Genomic DNA, 15819 nt, shown 5'->3' with positions numbered 1-15819 from the left:
AACATGGAGCTTGAAGTGGAGTCCTGAGATCAGTCATTAAGCGACTGATTATGGTAAATATCGGGCTTCCCATCCCACGCCTGCTGATTAAAACTCAGTCTTTCCTTTTATACTCTATAAGGATTACAGCAACTCATATGCTTTGCTGGAAGCAAGAACCTCTCTAATCATTCATCGATTGTGCCAGAGGTGGACGGAGTTTCATCCGGGTCGTACAATGCGATCTATCCTGCAGGCGGCGGATCTGGGAGGAGCGCGCGATGCCTATCTTCATGGACCGGCACTTTCTTGAAGGAACGTCAGCGGCTGACGTTGCTCAGGCACATCGCATGGATCTCGATATCCAGGACAAGTACGGCGTCAAGTTCCTGACCTATTGGTTCGATCAGCGGCGCGGGACCGTCTTCTGCCTCGTGGATGCGCCGGATGCGGAAACCGCGCAATGTGTGCATCGCGAGGCGCACGGCTTCGTCGCCGGCGAGATCGTCGAGGTCGCCTTGTCAGCGGTCGAGGCTTTTCTAGGCAGAATCCATGACCCTGAGCCGGCGCCCGGCCAATCCCCCGCTCAGGTGGATCCCGGCCACCGGGCAATCCTCTTTACCGACATCGTCGGATCGACAGCGATGACATCGCGCCTCGGCGACCGCATGGCAACCGAAATGGTCCGGGCCCATGACTCTATCGTGCGCCGATGCCTCAGCCAGAATTCAGGCCGGGAGGTGAAACACACTGGCGACGGCATCATGGCAGCCTTCGCCGCGACAACGGCAGCCGTCGAATGCGCCATGGCGATCCAGCGGGAATTCGAGCGTTACAACGGCGGCAACACCGAGCCGATTCATATCCGCATCGGACTGGACTGCGGCGAACCGGTCGAGGATAGCAACGACCTCTTCGGCTCCACCGTGCAACTTGCCGCGCGTCTCTGTGCGGCAGCCTCCAGCGACCAGATCCTCGTCTCGGAGAATATTTTTCGGGAATACGGCGCCGCCGATCTCTTCGCTCACGCAACGCGCCGACGGTTCAAGGGGTTTTCGAAGCCCATGCTGGCGTTCCGATGCGAGTGGGCGAATGCCGGCGTAAATTAAGATCAGTCGAGATCCGACAGCCGCATAGCCAGTTGCCTCCAGGCAGGGCTTGCCGCGGCGCTTTGTGGCCAAGAAATAGGCGATCATCAAAGCCTGGCGCGCAAAACGTGCCGCGGCTTTGCGACAACGACATGCGGCCTTGACGAATTGGCCACCGCGCGCTCACGACCTTTGATCGGAAGCGGCATTGGCGATCTGCACCCGGTAATCAAAATAGTTCAAGACCGGTGTCGGTTTCCGGCAGGCTCATGCGTCGTCACGATAGGAAGCCGAAGAAATTCGCCCAAGCAAGGAAACGGATGCGATGACAATCACGATCACAGCTTTTGAACGATCGCCCGACGGCGGCAAGGGACTGGCGCGCGATACGCGCGTTCGCTGGGCGCTCGAAGAAGTGGGGCAGCCTTATGAGGTTCGTCTTCTTTCCTTCGCAGAGATGAAGACGCCCGGCCATCTGGCCATCCATCCCTTCGGCCAGATCCCCACCTATGAGGAAGGTTCTTTCTCGCTGTTCGAGACCGGCTCGATCGTCTTTCATCTTGCCGAGCAGCATGCGGGCCTGCTGCCCAGGGATCGCGATGCCAAAGCGCGCGCGATCACGTGGATGTTTGCCGCACTTAACACCGTCGAGCCGCCGATCCTCGAATTGATGACGGCAAGAATATTCGAAGCTGACAAGCCTTGGAGCGAGGAGCGCTTGCCGTTGGTCAAGGATCGTGTTCGCGCGCCGCTGGACAAGCTCTCGGCTTACCTAGGCGTCGCCGACTGGCTCGATGATGCGTTCAGCGCGGGCGATCTGTTGATGGTATCGGTGCTGCTGCGACTGAGAATGTCAGGCATTTTGGACGAATATCAAAACCTGGCTGCCTATGTCGCGCGCGGCGAAGCGCGGCCCGCTTATGCCAGGGCTTTCGCCGCGCAATTTGCGATCAACGCCCCATCGACCAACTGAAACATAAGCTCATAAAGCTGAGCCGACAGCGGGTTTAAAAACAGGATGCCGCCGAGCATCTGACAATGCTCGGCGGCATTCTGCTTGCCTGTTTTGGGCGTCAACTTCGGCGCGATGAAACGGCCGCGAGGCCAACTTCCCCGCTATGGTCCAACTCGCCTCAATCCGGCTATGGCTGCGCGCTTATGCGTCGACGACCTAAGCATTGCCCATGTGTTCGTTCATCAGCAGCTCGAATTTGGGGCCGCCCTCGACCTTCGCCAGCACGCCCGACATCTTCAGAAAACGCCGGAAATTCTCACGCGCAGCGCTCAGCGGGAAACGCCCGTTGGCCGTATCTCTGCACGCCTTCAACAGCGTGTCATATGCCAAACCCCGTTTGTCCTCCGGCCACCCGTCCAGAACATCGAAGATTTCATCGAGGCACGTGACCTCATCGATGAAGTGTTGACGATGAAGCAGAATCGGATCAAACCGAGTTGACGACATAGTATCCTCCCATTTATATTACTTTTTTATGCTGTAATTTTACTGAAAAACCGCGACTTATTCAAGTCAAAATCGCGCCTATTTGGCTATTAACGTCGTGCAACTACTTCCATAACGACAGAATAACCCGATCAGATTAGACTTAAGCGTATTTGATCATCGGTTGAGGGTCGACGCATCACGAATATAGATTGATTGATCAATCGCGCGAATGTTGCGGGTCAAGCGAGCGTGATCAACCGTGCCGGAAGTTTCGTATATTCTCGTGTTGGCATGGTAGATTGCGACCATGACAACCTTGCGAGGAGACGTTCAGATGAACCGATTTTTTACATTGGTAGCGGGAATGCTGATTGGCATGTCCGCGTTCACGTCTTCCTGCACAACGCCGGCAAGGCAGGATCACCAGGATTTTCAATATCAGCGGGATAGCTCAACAAACCCGGCATGCGCGGATGGGTTCAGACCGAGCAATGCTCGCTCGTGCAGTTATTGAAAGGCATAGAGCCGGAAATTGGTTTTGCGCCTGAGGCGGCACGCGACAGCAATGGGACCGGTCGGGAACTCCTAAGCCTGCTTCACCGTTATGTGATCGGGTCACAGTTGGCCCGATCCGAAACAGGAGAACGGTTCCCCATGAACAATCTGATCTGGCTTGTCGGCGCTGTCGTTATCGTGCTCGCGATTTTGAGCTTCTTCGGCTTTCGCTGATTGCAGACGCGTGCTGATGTGAATGTGGCGGCTCAACCGCGTCTTCTACTCGCGGCCGGCGGATAGACGATGAATCCCCCGCGCCGATGGATCGATAAGGATTACGAGCACCCTTTCCTTCTTGGCCGCGCTTGGCCCGGCTGAGGCCGATATTTGCACGTCGAGCGGCGTCCCGCAGAGTGCTGCTGCAATGTCTTTAGCCCGCTTCCTGAAAGCGTCGGGCTCGAATAGAGACTACTGCCGCTTCTTCGACTATCCGTAGAATGACGTGTGATCAGCACCAAAAGTGGATGATCACCCCCTCGGTCTTCCTTTACAATCAGTCGTTTCGGCCTCTCAAGGCAGATCGTAAGGGAATATCGATGGATCGCCTTGTTGGCGCAGATGAAGCGACGCAATCGGAGAAGCGGGCTGCAAAAGCGGATCGGCCGGAGGGCCTGGCGCGGGATGTTACGGCCATCAAGGTCGGCGACTGTCTGCTGGGTTACAAGGCCGTCCAGCGCCGCATGCGGGCCAGCCGTTGGAACCATTTCCGGGGCCGGATGCGCGAGATCGAAAAATTGATCCGGCATCGTCATGGCGAAATGGTGACCGAGGCCGACGACGCATTGATCTATGTCGAGGTGATCGCCGGCCTCGCCCTTGTCGAATTCAAGGAAGAGTTCGTCGATGTGGTGCTCGGCTGGGCGGCGCGGTGGCTGCCATGGGCTGGGAAAGCCGAGATAGAGGAAGTCATCTACGAGCGGACAAAGCTGCGCTTTTCTCCGTTGTCCGCCGACGCGCTCGGCCACGCTCTGCACTTAAGCTACGCGGAACGGAGCGCCCTCGATATCCGCACCATCGGTGCCTTCGACGTGCCGAAGCGGAAAAGAGCAAAACTGCAAAAGGAAAAGCGGCGGCAGCGGGACCGAGCTCGAAAAGAGGAGCAACGCCGTGCCGCCGGCGCGCTTTCCAGGGCTGACTATCTCGCCAACTCTTTCAGCCAAGCGCGCCCTTGGGAGGCTTTCGGCATCAGCCGCCGGACCTGGGAACGCCGCGGCAAACCAATGCCAGATCCCAAGACGATATCGGATTGCGGTTCGATCTCGCTCGCCGCTTAGGTCAGAGCTTTTTTGGCTTTTAGCCGGGTGGTCCGAACCAGCTATTCACAGCCTCTTGCAGACCATCCTGCGTCCCGTTGCCCACCCACGCCACATATCCATCGGGCCGGATCAACAGTGCGGTTGGCGCGGAGACCGCACCCAGCGCAGGCAGCTCCCATGCACCGTCATATCCGGCGTCGACCAACCTGATGCGGTCCGACCACGACGCGATGTCGAAGCTGCCGGGCGCGCCGAGGTTCAAGAACACGGGTCGTGCATCTTGGAGCAGCGCAAAGAGACGCACGGGACCATCCGATGTGGCCAGGTCGAGGTCAGGCAGGCGGCGGCCGAGCAGCGGATGCCCCTCGCCGAGGTCGTAATGGATAGCAAGTCCGGACATTTCGGCCGCGATGCGTTTGCGCGGCTCCTCCATGCCAAGCAGCTCGGTGACGATGTCTCGCAAGGCTTCGGTGCGATCGTCCGTCCGCTGCAATGCGACCTGCGCCATCGTCGAGCGCAACACGCGGGCCGCAACCGGATGCCGCTCGGCGTGATAGGTGTCGAGCAAGGCGTCAGGCGACGTCCCCTTCACCACCTGGGCCAACTTCCAACCGAGATTGACGGCATCCTGCACGCCCGTGTTGAGGCCCAGCCCGCCGACCGGAGAATGCACATGGGCGGCATCGCCAGCGAGGAGTACCCGGCCCTTGCGGTAGGCCGTTGCCTGCCTGGACATATCGGTGAACCTCGAAATCCAGTTGACGCGATGGAGTCCGTAATCCGTTCCGAATGCGGCAATGAGCGCTTCTTTGAGATCGCCGAGCGTCGGTTCGGTCGTCGCGCCGGCATTTTTCTCCGGCACCATCAGGCCGATCGGACCTTCCTTGGCAAAGACGATCTTGCCGTCGTGGATTTCGTACTCCTCCCTGCCGAAGGCATAGATGCCAAGGGCGGTGCGATGGATGCCCAATGGCGGCTCCTCTTCCATCTCCACTTCGGCGAGAATGTTGCCGGTCGTCGGATCCCATCCTGGAAATTCGATGCCGACAGCCTTGCGAACCAGACTGCGGCCTCCATCGCAACCGACGAGATAGCGTGCCCTCAGCGAGGCACCATCGGAGAGTTCAATGGTGACGCCGGTATCGTCCTGCGCGAAACCCGTTACCTCAAGGCTGCGATAGATCGGCACCGCCAACTCGCCGACCCAGCCGGCCAGAATGCGCTCGATATGCTTCTGCCGCAGTGCCAGCCCGTAATTGTGCCGGGTCGGAAAATCGCTGATATCCAGACGCGTCACCGCGAATCCCGTGACTTGGGCTATCTGCCCTTCAGCAAGGAACCGGTCGACGATGCCGCGTTGATCGAGAACCTCGAGCGTGCGCGCACTCAAACCACCGGCCCGTGTACCGGCAAGCTCCTGGTTGGGGCGGCGTTCGACGATCGCCACGTCGACGCCTGCCAAGGCCAGCTCGCCTGCCAGCATCAGGCCCGTCGGCCCTGCCCCGGCAACCACGACTGCATGTTCGCTCATCCGCAGACTCCCTTATTTCAATTGTTCCAACGCAAATCCCAGGGTTCCAGAGACCTGGCCCCACTGCTTCCTTCCCATCCAATTGGCCCATCCAATCGGCCTTGGGCAGATACCGATTTTCTCTGTCGCAGGTTGTTCTCCCTATAAATATAGGTCCATACTGGTTGGAAGGACTTGCGACAGGATTTCAGGCTTGCTCTCCAAAGCCCTATTCGCTGCCACTTGCGGGTCGCTTGCTGTGGAGCCCAAGCTTTTCAATAGGACCTGACCGGGTGGGTGCCGGATGTGGCAGGCGCTAGTCCGGGGTCGTTCCTCTCGAAGGGATCAATCAATTCCTTGGAAAGACGTATCTCACTGCGGAGCTGGAGCTTTTTGCGGAATGGTCTCAGCCGCTGGTCGCTCAGACGGATCGGCGGGATGGCCATAGATTGTGTACAGGGGCCCCGCCAGCACCCCCAAGACGAGAAGAGCGAGGACGTAGAACATCATGCCGCGGATTGCCGTCTTCGGTGTCTCGTCCATCAAGATCTCCAAGATTACTCAGCGGTCAAATTCAATGCGAGCGCTTTTGGTTCCGACGCGGAGGTTGTTCAAGGGAGCAGCCATTCACGGAACGATCCTGTCCGGATCTGGTTTAACCCACATCCTCATCGCTAGCGGAGGCCATCATGTGGGCCATCCTGACCGGAGCCGCTCTCATCATCGGCGGACTTCTTTTTCTCTTTACCTCGGCGCTTGGTCGAAGACCGAGTGATCCGCATCAAATGCCGCAAGGGGGCACCACGCTGGAACCACGGCGCCAAGGCCTCAGGTTCCTCGGAATATCGCAAAACTGGCCGGCGCTGGCCGTTATCGCGATCGGTGCACTTCTATTGGCGTTTGGTGGATATTCGTGACATCCGACAGCCCTTGGCCGCCTTAGCTCCTTCGGCAAAAACCCGGCTTTCACCGGGTTTTTGTTCAGGCACTACCAAGTCTGGCGACCGGTCCAGTCATCGATGTCGCGTCTGATACGGTCCTTTTCGATGCCATAACGCTCCTGGATCTTGCCTTCCAGCTGGTCGCGCTTGCCGGCGATCTGGTCGAGATCATCGTCCGTGAGTTTGCCCCACTGCTCCTTGATCTTGCCCTTCGCCTGCTTCCAGTTTCCTTCGATCCGATTCCAATCCATGGTCGATTTCTCCTGTTTGTCGATAAGAAGAAAACGGACGGCAGTGGAAGTTGGTTCCTGAGTCTCAGCGGATTTCCGCGAAGCTCAATTCCAGCGGTAAAGACGCAAGGCGCTGCCCATGTCAAATATCCACACCCTAATGAAGAAAACCATAAATAATTTGTGAATAACGAATAGATATATAAAATATTTATCTATGTATAAAGCAAATATTCCTCTCCTCTTGTGTTATACTGTTTCACAGGGAGAAGAACAATGGCACTCGATGTATTCGTGAACCTCTACAATTTAGGTGGCCTGGACGCACTTAACGTTTCTCTGCGAAGCCTACCGGATGACGAAAGGCTTGGCGCTTTACTCTCACTTGAGAAGATAGGGTACGAAGTGATCTGGAATGCCCAGAGAAAGCCGGCTTCTGCATATGTGTGGAGCGGGCCGAACGAGAACTAGTTGCCAGGTGGGACCTATCACGACAATGGGGTGAGAGCTCACGACCTTGTGTCTCCCTGCATGCGCTTAAAGGATGTTCCATCCTCCTATCGATCCGAAGGAAGTGAGGGCGATCATGATCCGATCCCAGATAGCCGACGCGCAAACCGTGTTGAGCGACGAAGAAGTTTCCCTCTGCCAGAGAGTGTTCGACCACATCAGCTCGGTGCGACAAATCACAACAGACACAGAGCGCGAAGATTTGGCGCGGCGGGTTATCCATTCGTACCAGCATGGGGTGAAGGATGAGGGCGCGTTAATGCGACTGTTGATCTAAGATTGCGGCAACTATCTTGACGACTAGAAATGGTGAGAGCGTCGGGGTTCGAACCCGAGACCTACTGATTAGAAGTCAGTTGTATCATGACATAAATCACTGATTTTACTTTATTGTTTAGCGTTAATTTTCAACTGTGCGTAAAAATGCGTGTACGAATAAGCGGAAATTTTCCCGTTATTTGTGGTGTGCGATCAATTCCGGCCTCGGCCGCCTCCCCAAAAAATTTCCTAGATGTTTAGTCCCGGCATTTGATGGAGCGGATCGAAGGTGAAGCGCTCGAGTTGTGAAGCCCATGCTTTGCAAATGAACTCGTAGGGTGTGAGGCCTTGATGGTTCGGTTCATCCTCTCGACTTGACCGCGGATGCCTCGGCTTGGTCGTGCGGTGCTCGATATCGCTAGTGGCGCAGGTGTATTCGAAGGCATGGCCCAGATGCGTTCGCCATTGGCGATCGCTTCTTTGATCAGCGGCACACGCGGCGGAAGCACCGACCTGCTGCGTCCGGCAAAGCATTCGGCAGCGTTCTGTTGGTTCCGTAAGCAAATTAGCGGTGGTCACGCAATCAAGGCCGACTGCTGAATAACTCGATCAAGTTGCCATCTGGATCCTCCAGTATTGACTGTTCACCAGTCGGTCCAGATCCGATGTCAATTCGAACCCTCCCCCCACAATCCAATGCTCGAGCGGTGACGTTTTTGATGTCGTCGGTCAAAACTACTATCCGGTTAAAGCCCGGCATAATATCCGGGTTGACCTTCTTCTCCGCTTGAACGGCAGAGGACGCTGGACCAGCCAACCACAAGGTCAGACTATCCTTCGTCAATATTGCCATGGCTGGCCCGTATTGCTGCACAAGTTCGAAATCGAAAGCATCTGAGTAATACTTGATTGATGCACTCACGTCTTTCACGAAGTAGCGGACGGCAAACATCTCTGCTCCTACACTTTGACCGGGCACTCCCCGAAAAAAGTAGGTTATAACTGCATCCTACGGTTCTGCAACGCTTGGGGGAGTGGCATGCGAAGAATTGTATCCACGATAAAATTCGCCTTTACGGAATAAGGTCGCGAAGGGATGCTGTACCAGCCAGCTCTCGCTCGTTACCGGGGTGACGCCCATCAGTAGCGGAGCCGCCCAGAGCCCTGATGAAAAACGCGATCTGGTCGCGAAGACGTGCTCCAGTATCGTTGCCTTGCCGGACCTCCTGTTCAACGAGCACAGGGTGGTAGAATGGCGTGAAGGCCGTCATGATACTTCTTGCCTCACGCCCGGGATCCTCGGCTGCGAATTCGCCGGATACTGTACCGTCCCTAATAATCGCTTCGATGATCGCAACAACTTCATCAGTATGAGCTTTGTTGATCTCCCAATTCTCACCCGCCGCGGCAACCATCAAATCATGGACGCGCTTCTCTTCGACAAACGTTGTCTTCCGCTTCTGGTGTAGTAGCGTCAAAGTTTTTGCGAGCTTCGTTTGAGCCGATCCACAAACGCACGCGGTCGACTTCACGACTTTGATGGATTCCATGAAGAACCGACCACAAACCGAAGCATCTATCGCCACCCTGGAAGGAAAAAAGCGATAGATATTTGCACTGCTCATGCCCAGGCATCTTGCAATATCGGCGACTGTAGTTTTCTGGAAGCCGATATGGCGAAAGTGCTCTTCCGCCACATCCAGGATACGTTCGCGCGTCGTCTCGGCTTCAAGTTCCACCACTTTAGGGCGGCTCCCGACTTCTCGAGCAGAATTCCTATCCATCCAGCGTTCCAACAGAGATCCTTACTCGGCAGCCATCGCCCGCCCATGTTCCGGCTCGGCATCCTGGACCGGATGGCTATGGTCTGCCACCTTCGGCGGCTTTATCCGAAACCACACGGCGTAGAGGGCCGGAAGAAAGAGCAGGATCATCACGGTGCCTGCCGCCGTTCCGCCGATCAGCGTATAGGCCATCGACCCCCAGAACACTGAGTGGGTCAGAGGTATGAATGCCAGGATCGCCGCGAGTGCAGTCAGGATAACAGGTCTTGTTCGCTGGACGGTCGCTTCGATCACGGCATGGTAGTCGTCGAGCCCTGCCGCCTGGTTCTCCTTGATCTGCTCTGTCAGGATAAGCGTGTTTCGCATCAGTATGCCGGCGAGCCCGATCAAGCCGAGGATGGCGTTGAAGCCGAAGGGTTGATTGAACAGCAGCAAGGTCGGAACCACCCCGGCAAGACCAAGCGGTGCGGTCAGCATCACCATTGTCATTGTCGAGAGACTGCGAACCTGCAGGATGATGATGATCAACATGGCAGCAATCATCAGCGGGAAAACCTGCGCAAGCGCAACATTGGCTTTCAATGACTCCTCGATGTTGCCGCCCATTTCGATACGGTATCCAACGGGAAGCGATGCGATCAGCGGCTGGAGGGCTTTCATTACCTGTTGCGAAACCTCCGGTGGCTGCGTCGCCTCGTTGATATCAGACCTTATAGTGATGACCGGGGTCCGGTCACGACGCTTCAAGATCGGCTCTTCGAACCTGATTTCGGAATGCCCGATCTGATCGAGGGGAACCTGGCGGCCATCCCGGCTCATCAGCGAAAAGTCGGCAAGTCGTGACGGGTCGAGGCGGTTTTCGCCAGCACTTCGAGCAACGACAGGCACGTTGCGGATGTTGTCGCGCACCTGCGTGACAGGGATGCCGGTGAGCAGCATCTGCATCTGCTGGGCAGCCTCCGATGGAGAAAGACCAATCAGATTGAGCCTTTCCTGGTCGGGGACAAATCGCAGAACAGGTGTTCGGTTGCCCCAGTCACGGTTGGCTTGGCGGACATCGGGAACGGTCTTCATGATCGCCAGAGCCTGCTCGGAAATCTTATAGAGTTCATCCTGATCAGGCCCCATGATCCGGAACTCGACCGGGAACGGCGTGTACGGACCAAACACGAGCTGGGTGACGCGCACAGAAGCTTCGGGAACAAGACCCTCCGAAATAGCGGCACGAAGGTGGTGCTTCAGTTCTTCGCGCGCATGGGCGTCGGGCGTGAGAACGACGACCTTGGCGAAGGCGGGATCCGGCAATTCCGGTGCCATAGCAAAGAAGAACCGGGGTGCGCCCTGCCCTACGTAACTTGTGACGATATTGGTCTCGGGCTGGGTCTGTAGCCAGTCTTCAACCTTCTTAACCGCGGATGTCGTCGCCTCGATGCTGGTGCCCTCGGGCATGCGCACTTCAACCAGCACCTCCGGGCGATCCGATGTCGGGAAGAATTGCTGTTTGACGCCGCCCATCCCAACAACCGAAACGGCCATGGTGATGCCTACCACGGCGCAGACCATGAACTTATGGCGGACAGCGAACTCGATGACGGAACGCAGACGACGGTAATTCGGCGTGTCATAGATGGCGTGATGACCGCCCTCGACCGGCTTGATGTTCGGCAGCAGCTTGACGCCAAGGTAGGGCGTGAAGGTAACAGCCACGATCCAGGATACGATCAGGGCAAAACCGACGACCCAGAAGATGTTACCGGCATATTCGCCGGCCGTTGATTTTGCGAACCCCACGGGCATCAGCCCGATGATCGTCACCAGCGTGCCCGACAGCATTGGCGCCGCAGTATGGCTCCAGGCATAGGCGGCCGCCTTGATGCGGTCCATGCCCTCTTCCATCTTCACGACCATCACCTCAATGGCGATGATGGCATCGTCCACAAGAAGGCCCAGCGCAAGGATCAAAGCGCCGAGCGTGATGCGGTCGAAGAAGCGCCCGGTTTCCAGCATGATGAGAAAGACCACGGCAAGTGTGAGCGGCACAGCAAGCGCGACGACAATGCCGACGCGCCAGCCGAGTGCGACTAGACTTACGAACAGCACGACGCCAAGCGCCATGGCGAACTTGAGCATGAACTCGCCGACGGCCTCCTCGATATTGACAGCCTGATCGCTGACCTTGGTGAGCGTCATCCCCAGCGGCAGTGTCTCCGCGATCGCGGCGGATCGAGCCTCAAGCGCTTTTCCGAGATCAAGTCCGTTCCATCCCGCCTGCATTACGGCACCCAACATAATTGTTGGCTCGCCTTCATGGCGGATAATGTAGGTGGCAGGATCTTGATAACCGCGCCGTACATCCGCGATATCGGAGAGTTTCAAAGTCCGGCCAGCGGCCACGATCGGCGTGTCGGCAACGGCCTGCACACTGTTGTAAGCTCCGTCGAACCGGATGAAGACCTGTGGCCCCCTTGTGTCAATCGAGCCGGCGGGTGTGACCGTGTTCTGTCGCTGCAAAGCAGCAGCGATATCTTGCGCCGATATGCCGAGTGTCGCGAGCTTCGCGTAGGAGAACTCGACAAAAATCTGTTCGGGACGTTCCCCGACGATGTTGATTTTCTTGATGCCAGGAACATGCAGCAGGTCCTGCCGGATGACCTCGGCCTGCCGCACGAGATCGCGCATCGGCAGTCCCTTTGCCTTCAATGCATAGAGACCGAAGCTCACATCGGAGTATTCATCGTTGACAAATGGCCCGATGACGCCCGGAGGGAGATTGCGGGCTTCGTCACTAAGCTTCTTGCGCGCCTGATAGAATTCTTCTGCCACGGCACTTGCCGGGGTGTTATCCTTGAGGGTGACCGTCAGGAAGGCGTAGCCCGGTCGGGTTGTCGTCTCGACGCGGTCGTACCATGTGAGTTCCTGAATGCGCTTTTCAAGCGGCTCGGCGACAAGGTCCTGCATTTCACGGGCAGTGGCACCTGGCCAGACCGAAGTAACAGTTAGGGTCTTGATTGTGAAAGACGGATCTTCGGCGCGCCCCAGCTTGACGAAGGCGTAGGCGCCAGCGGCGGCCAGCAGCACAATAAAGAAGAGGGTGATGGCACGTTCGCGAACGGCGATGGCTGACAGATTGAAGTTCATCACTTTTTCACCTCTTGCTGCGAGGCAATCCTGATGACCGCGCCATCGGCGAGGAGATGCGCGCCCAGTGCTACAACCTGCTCTCCAGTTCCGATTCCCGTGACGAATACCATCTCCTCGCCAATCTGCTGAACATTGACCGGGGTGAACTTCACCGTTGATGTTGTGCCGTTGACGACCCACACTCCGGTGCGACTACCGTCATCGAGAATTGCGCCCACTGGTATAGCAACCTCCGACTGGCGGTCAGCATCGAGAATTCTAATCGTCACTGTCGAGCCAAGCGGGGCGGAAGCCGCATCGCCTTCGAGAACATAACGCGCCTCGTAGGTACGGGTTTGCGGATCGGCGGAATCCGAGATCTGCCGAAGTTTGGCCTTTCCGCTTAAACTTCCGCCTCCATAGACGCTGGTCTGCGCTTCGGAGCCAATCTTGGGCCGCAGAGTCTCCGGAAGCCAGACAACAGCCTCGCGCGGGCCCGCCTGCGCCAGTTGAACGACGGTCTGGCCCGCTGCCACGACTTGTCCCGGATCTCCAAGGGTCTGGGTTATGGTTCCATCAGCGTCGGCAACAAGAAGCGTGTATGCAGTCCCATTTTCGGCCACTTTGGCGTCGGCTTCTGCTGCAGCAAGCTGAGCAGAGGCTGTGTCGAGCGCTGCTTTTGCCTGTTCATAACGCTGCGGAGTAGCTGCCAAGCCATTTTTTACCAGCGCCGCATAGCGCTTTTCGTCTGCTTGCGCCTGGACCAAGACAGCGCGTGCTGCGGTAACGGTATTACGCTTTGCGGTCAGCGCGAGTTGGAGATCGGTCTCGTCAATGCGCATCAGTGCCTGGCCTTGCTTCACCTGCTGCCCCATGTCGACCATCCGCTCGACGATTTTGCCGGGAACACGAAAACCAAGGTTGCTTTGTACCCGGGAAGCGACAGTGCCTGTGAAAGAGCGCTCAGCCGCACCGGTGGTCGTTGCCTCCACCACTCTTACGAGTGGTGACGCTGTTCTTGGATCAGCGGCCACCGCTTCCTGCTTGGTGGGTTCAAAAACCACGAAAAGGGCCCCGGCTGCGCCGGCCGCTGCCACCAGACCTACGAAAGTCAGGACAAGTTTGCGTTTCATTTTGAGTTTCTCTTCTTGACGGGCGACACGGATTATTTAGATTGCGATCTAAATCTATTTTTGTTATAGATGTCAAACAAAATCTAATCGGAGATCGATATGAGAGTGAGCCGGGCACAGGCTGAGGAGAACCGCGAAACGGTGATCAACGTCGCAAGCCGTCTGTTCCGAGAACATGGCTTCGATGGAATTGGGCTGAAGGATCTGATGAAAGGGGCCGGCCTGACCCAGGGAGGTTTCTACAAGCAGTTCGCGTCGAAGGACGACCTCGCCGCACTAGCATCGCGGCGTGCGATGGAAAGCGCCACACAGAGATGGTCCGCAGCGGCTGCAAACAGCTCTGAGCCCCTTGAGGCAGTCATGGCGTTCTACCTTTCATCGGACCACAGAGGCGAAAAGTCAGAAGGCTGCCCACTTGTGGCGCTGGGATCGGACGCGGCTCGCCAGAGCAAAGAGGTCAGGCGCCCATTTGAAGACGGGATCCGGGCTCACTTCGAGGTTCTGGATGAACTGATGGCCAGCGACACGAGCTCTAGTCCCAGCGGCAGGGCGATGGCCATACTGTCTCTCATGGTGGGCGCCGTTACGCTGTCGCGGATCATGGAAGACGAGGACCTTTCACTAGACATCCTTAACGCAGCGGCTGGCGAAGTCAGGCGCATTGCGCGCGGCGACGATGTCGCTGACGGCTAAGCCGGGTTCAATGACTTGGCGCGGAAAAGTGCCGAAGTTTAGCTCCCGCCCTGGCAAGGTGAGTGTGTCCTAAGGCTCCTGCATAAGCCGCATGTTTAGAGAACAGGCCCTTACCACATCATCCGTCTACAGGCTTACGGCATGCCTATTTTTACAGTGAAGACAGGTGGAAGAAAGATGCGTCGTATCGTTGTCACAGGAATGGGAGCTGTCAGCCCACTTGGTGCGAATGTCGGGATATCACGGTCGCCCCTGCTTGCGGGGCCAAAGAGGTATCCGTCGACTGCCTGACGATATCGTCGGAGACCTCCCTTTTGCACGTAAGTCGCAGACAGCCTACCCGACTTTTACAAGACGCAGCTCATTACACAGAAAGAAGTGATTTCCATGAACAAGAACAATCTTGGCGTAGCCTTGGTGACTGGGGCATCCACCGGCATCGGGTATGCAACGGCCGCAGCCCTGCAGAACGCGGGCTTTCGCGTGTTCGGAACCAGCCGCCGCCTCGCAACCCAGAGGAGCGACGGTGTATCCATGCTGACATGCGACGTGACCGACGACGCGTCGGTGGCGAAATTGGTTGATGACGTGCTAGCAGAGGCCGGCCGCATCGATCTTCTTGTCAATAATGCTGGCATGGGGCTGCTTGGTGGCGCGGAGGAGTCCTCAATGACCCAGGCTAAGTCGTTGTTCGACGTGAACGTCTTCGGCGTTTTCCGTGTGACCAACGCGGTGTTGCCGGTAATGCGACGCCAAGGGAAGGGCAGAATCGTGAATTTGAGCTCGGTACAGGGTTTCATCCCCGCTCCCTATTTCGCGCTCTATTCGTCGACCAAACATGCCATCGAGGGTTATTCCGAATCGCTCGATCACGAATTGCGCGCCTTCGGCATTCGCGTTACGCTGGTGGAGCCAGCCTACACCCGGACGTCGTTCGAAGACAATCTCGCCAAACCGGATCAAGTGCTCGATATATATGACTCTGCGCGCGCTGGCATGAATGTAGCCGTGCAGAAAGCAATGGAAATAGGCGACGCGCCCGACGTGGTGGCCAAGGCAATTATTGCCGCTGCGACTGACCCCGCTCCCAAGAGGCGTTACGCGGCCGGAAAAATGGCACGCCAAGTCAGTTTTCTGCGCCGCTTCGTCCCTGCATCCGCATTCGACAAGAGCCTGCGAAAACAACTCGGGCTGCCGGTCTGAAACCGACGACATCCTGGTCCGCTTAATGAGCAGGCGCGGTAGATTCGAACCTTGTCACCGAAGACCGTATGCGAGGTCATTTACCCCCCTCAGACTGTGCGAGACATGCGTGAGG

At 57.1% G+C, this 15819-nt stretch carries 17 protein-coding genes and 2 pseudogenes; 10 read left to right on the top strand and 9 right to left on the bottom strand.

Features of this window, described 5'->3' with window-relative positions:
* Positions 1-260: 260 nt before the first annotated feature.
* Positions 261-1088 carry a nickel-binding protein gene (locus CUJ84_RS09020; RefSeq protein WP_105005925.1) on the top strand — a complete coding sequence of 276 codons (828 nt, stop codon included), beginning with the start codon at positions 261-263 and terminating at the stop codon, positions 1086-1088.
* A gap of 304 nt (positions 1089-1392) precedes the next feature.
* Complete coding sequence (locus CUJ84_RS09015; protein WP_105005924.1) at positions 1393-2040, top strand: glutathione S-transferase family protein; 648 nt, start codon at positions 1393-1395, stop codon at positions 2038-2040.
* Between the two features lie 198 nt (positions 2041-2238).
* Here the strand turns inward: CUJ84_RS09015 and CUJ84_RS09010 are convergent, their stop codons facing one another.
* Positions 2239-2529 (bottom strand): DUF982 domain-containing protein, encoded by a 291-nt coding sequence (locus CUJ84_RS09010; protein WP_105005923.1) that lies wholly within the window; start codon positions 2527-2529, stop codon positions 2239-2241.
* A 447-nt stretch (positions 2530-2976) separates the two neighbouring features.
* Here CUJ84_RS09010 and CUJ84_RS09000 point away from each other — a divergent pair, with 447 nt between their 5' ends.
* The gene (locus tag CUJ84_RS09000; RefSeq protein WP_158686912.1) at positions 2977-3240 is read left to right on the top strand and encodes a hypothetical protein; all 264 of its coding nucleotides are present in this window, start codon (positions 2977-2979) and stop codon (positions 3238-3240) included.
* Between the two features lie 362 nt (positions 3241-3602).
* Positions 3603-4340 carry a hypothetical protein gene (locus CUJ84_RS08995; RefSeq protein WP_105005920.1) on the top strand — a complete coding sequence of 246 codons (738 nt, stop codon included), beginning with the start codon at positions 3603-3605 and terminating at the stop codon, positions 4338-4340.
* Positions 4341-4359: 19 nt separating this feature from the next.
* On the opposite strand, the gene CUJ84_RS08990 is transcribed toward CUJ84_RS08995, so the two are convergent.
* Positions 4360-5853 carry an FAD-dependent monooxygenase gene (locus tag CUJ84_RS08990; RefSeq protein WP_105005919.1) on the bottom strand — a complete coding sequence of 498 codons (1494 nt, stop codon included), beginning with the start codon at positions 5851-5853 and terminating at the stop codon, positions 4360-4362.
* A 351-nt stretch (positions 5854-6204) separates the two neighbouring features.
* The gene (locus tag CUJ84_RS38285) at positions 6205-6375 is read right to left on the bottom strand and encodes a hypothetical protein (RefSeq protein WP_199788796.1); all 171 of its coding nucleotides are present in this window, start codon (positions 6373-6375) and stop codon (positions 6205-6207) included.
* A 146-nt stretch (positions 6376-6521) separates the two neighbouring features.
* Between CUJ84_RS38285 and CUJ84_RS08985 the strand changes: the two genes are divergently transcribed.
* Entirely contained in the window at positions 6522-6749 is a 228-nt protein-coding gene (locus tag CUJ84_RS08985) for a hypothetical protein (RefSeq protein ID WP_105005918.1), read from the top strand.
* 71 nt (positions 6750-6820) lie between these two features.
* On the opposite strand, the gene CUJ84_RS08980 is transcribed toward CUJ84_RS08985, so the two are convergent.
* Complete coding sequence (locus tag CUJ84_RS08980; protein ID WP_018241935.1) at positions 6821-7024, bottom strand: CsbD family protein; 204 nt, start codon at positions 7022-7024, stop codon at positions 6821-6823.
* Positions 7025-7279: 255 nt separating this feature from the next.
* Here CUJ84_RS08980 and CUJ84_RS08975 point away from each other — a divergent pair, with 255 nt between their 5' ends.
* Positions 7280-7474, top strand: a complete 195-nt coding sequence (locus tag CUJ84_RS08975) for a hypothetical protein (RefSeq protein WP_105005917.1) — start codon at positions 7280-7282, stop codon at positions 7472-7474.
* Positions 7475-7589: 115 nt separating this feature from the next.
* Positions 7590-7790, top strand: a complete 201-nt coding sequence (locus CUJ84_RS38660) for a hypothetical protein (protein WP_105005916.1) — start codon at positions 7590-7592, stop codon at positions 7788-7790.
* A 230-nt stretch (positions 7791-8020) separates the two neighbouring features.
* On the opposite strand, the pseudogene CUJ84_RS08965 reads toward CUJ84_RS38660, so the two are convergent.
* The 5 genes and pseudogenes from CUJ84_RS08965 to CUJ84_RS08945 all read right to left on the bottom strand — a co-directional run.
* Positions 8021-8218, bottom strand: a pseudogene (locus CUJ84_RS08965) (IS481 family transposase); the annotation flags it as partial.
* Between the two features lie 136 nt (positions 8219-8354).
* On the bottom strand, positions 8355-8723 hold the full coding sequence (locus CUJ84_RS08960; protein WP_105005915.1) for a VOC family protein: 369 nt from the start codon (positions 8721-8723) through the stop codon (positions 8355-8357).
* Positions 8724-8844: 121 nt separating this feature from the next.
* Positions 8845-9513: a TetR/AcrR family transcriptional regulator gene (locus CUJ84_RS08955; RefSeq protein ID WP_105008130.1), complete on the bottom strand. Its 669-nt coding sequence runs from the start codon at positions 9511-9513 to the stop codon at positions 8845-8847.
* 63 nt (positions 9514-9576) lie between these two features.
* Entirely contained in the window at positions 9577-12693 is a 3117-nt protein-coding gene (locus CUJ84_RS08950; RefSeq protein WP_105005914.1) for an efflux RND transporter permease subunit, read from the bottom strand.
* Positions 12693-13808: an efflux RND transporter periplasmic adaptor subunit gene (locus CUJ84_RS08945; RefSeq protein ID WP_105005913.1), complete on the bottom strand. Its 1116-nt coding sequence runs from the start codon at positions 13806-13808 to the stop codon at positions 12693-12695. Before CUJ84_RS08945 ends, CUJ84_RS08950 begins: the two co-directional genes overlap by 1 nt.
* Positions 13809-13907: 99 nt before the next feature.
* On the opposite strand from CUJ84_RS08945, the gene CUJ84_RS08940 reads away from it, so the two are divergent.
* From CUJ84_RS08940 to CUJ84_RS08930, 3 genes and pseudogenes are all read left to right on the top strand, one after another.
* Positions 13908-14501, top strand: coding sequence for a TetR/AcrR family transcriptional regulator (locus CUJ84_RS08940; RefSeq protein ID WP_075223889.1), 594 nt, complete (start codon positions 13908-13910; stop codon positions 14499-14501).
* A gap of 177 nt (positions 14502-14678) precedes the next feature.
* Positions 14679-14814: pseudogene (locus CUJ84_RS38655) on the top strand (beta-ketoacyl synthase N-terminal-like domain-containing protein); the annotation flags it as partial.
* Between the two features lie 74 nt (positions 14815-14888).
* A complete protein-coding gene (locus CUJ84_RS08930; protein ID WP_105005912.1) occupies positions 14889-15704 on the top strand; it encodes an oxidoreductase in 816 nt (271 codons plus the stop codon).
* The last annotated feature ends 115 nt before the right edge of the window (positions 15705-15819 follow it).

This window comes from Rhizobium leguminosarum, from assembly GCF_002953715.1.
Classification (GTDB): Bacteria; Pseudomonadota; Alphaproteobacteria; order Rhizobiales; family Rhizobiaceae; genus Rhizobium; species Rhizobium leguminosarum_V.
Note: the sequence above shows the minus strand (reverse complement) of the source record. Positions and strands in the feature narration are given on the sequence as shown.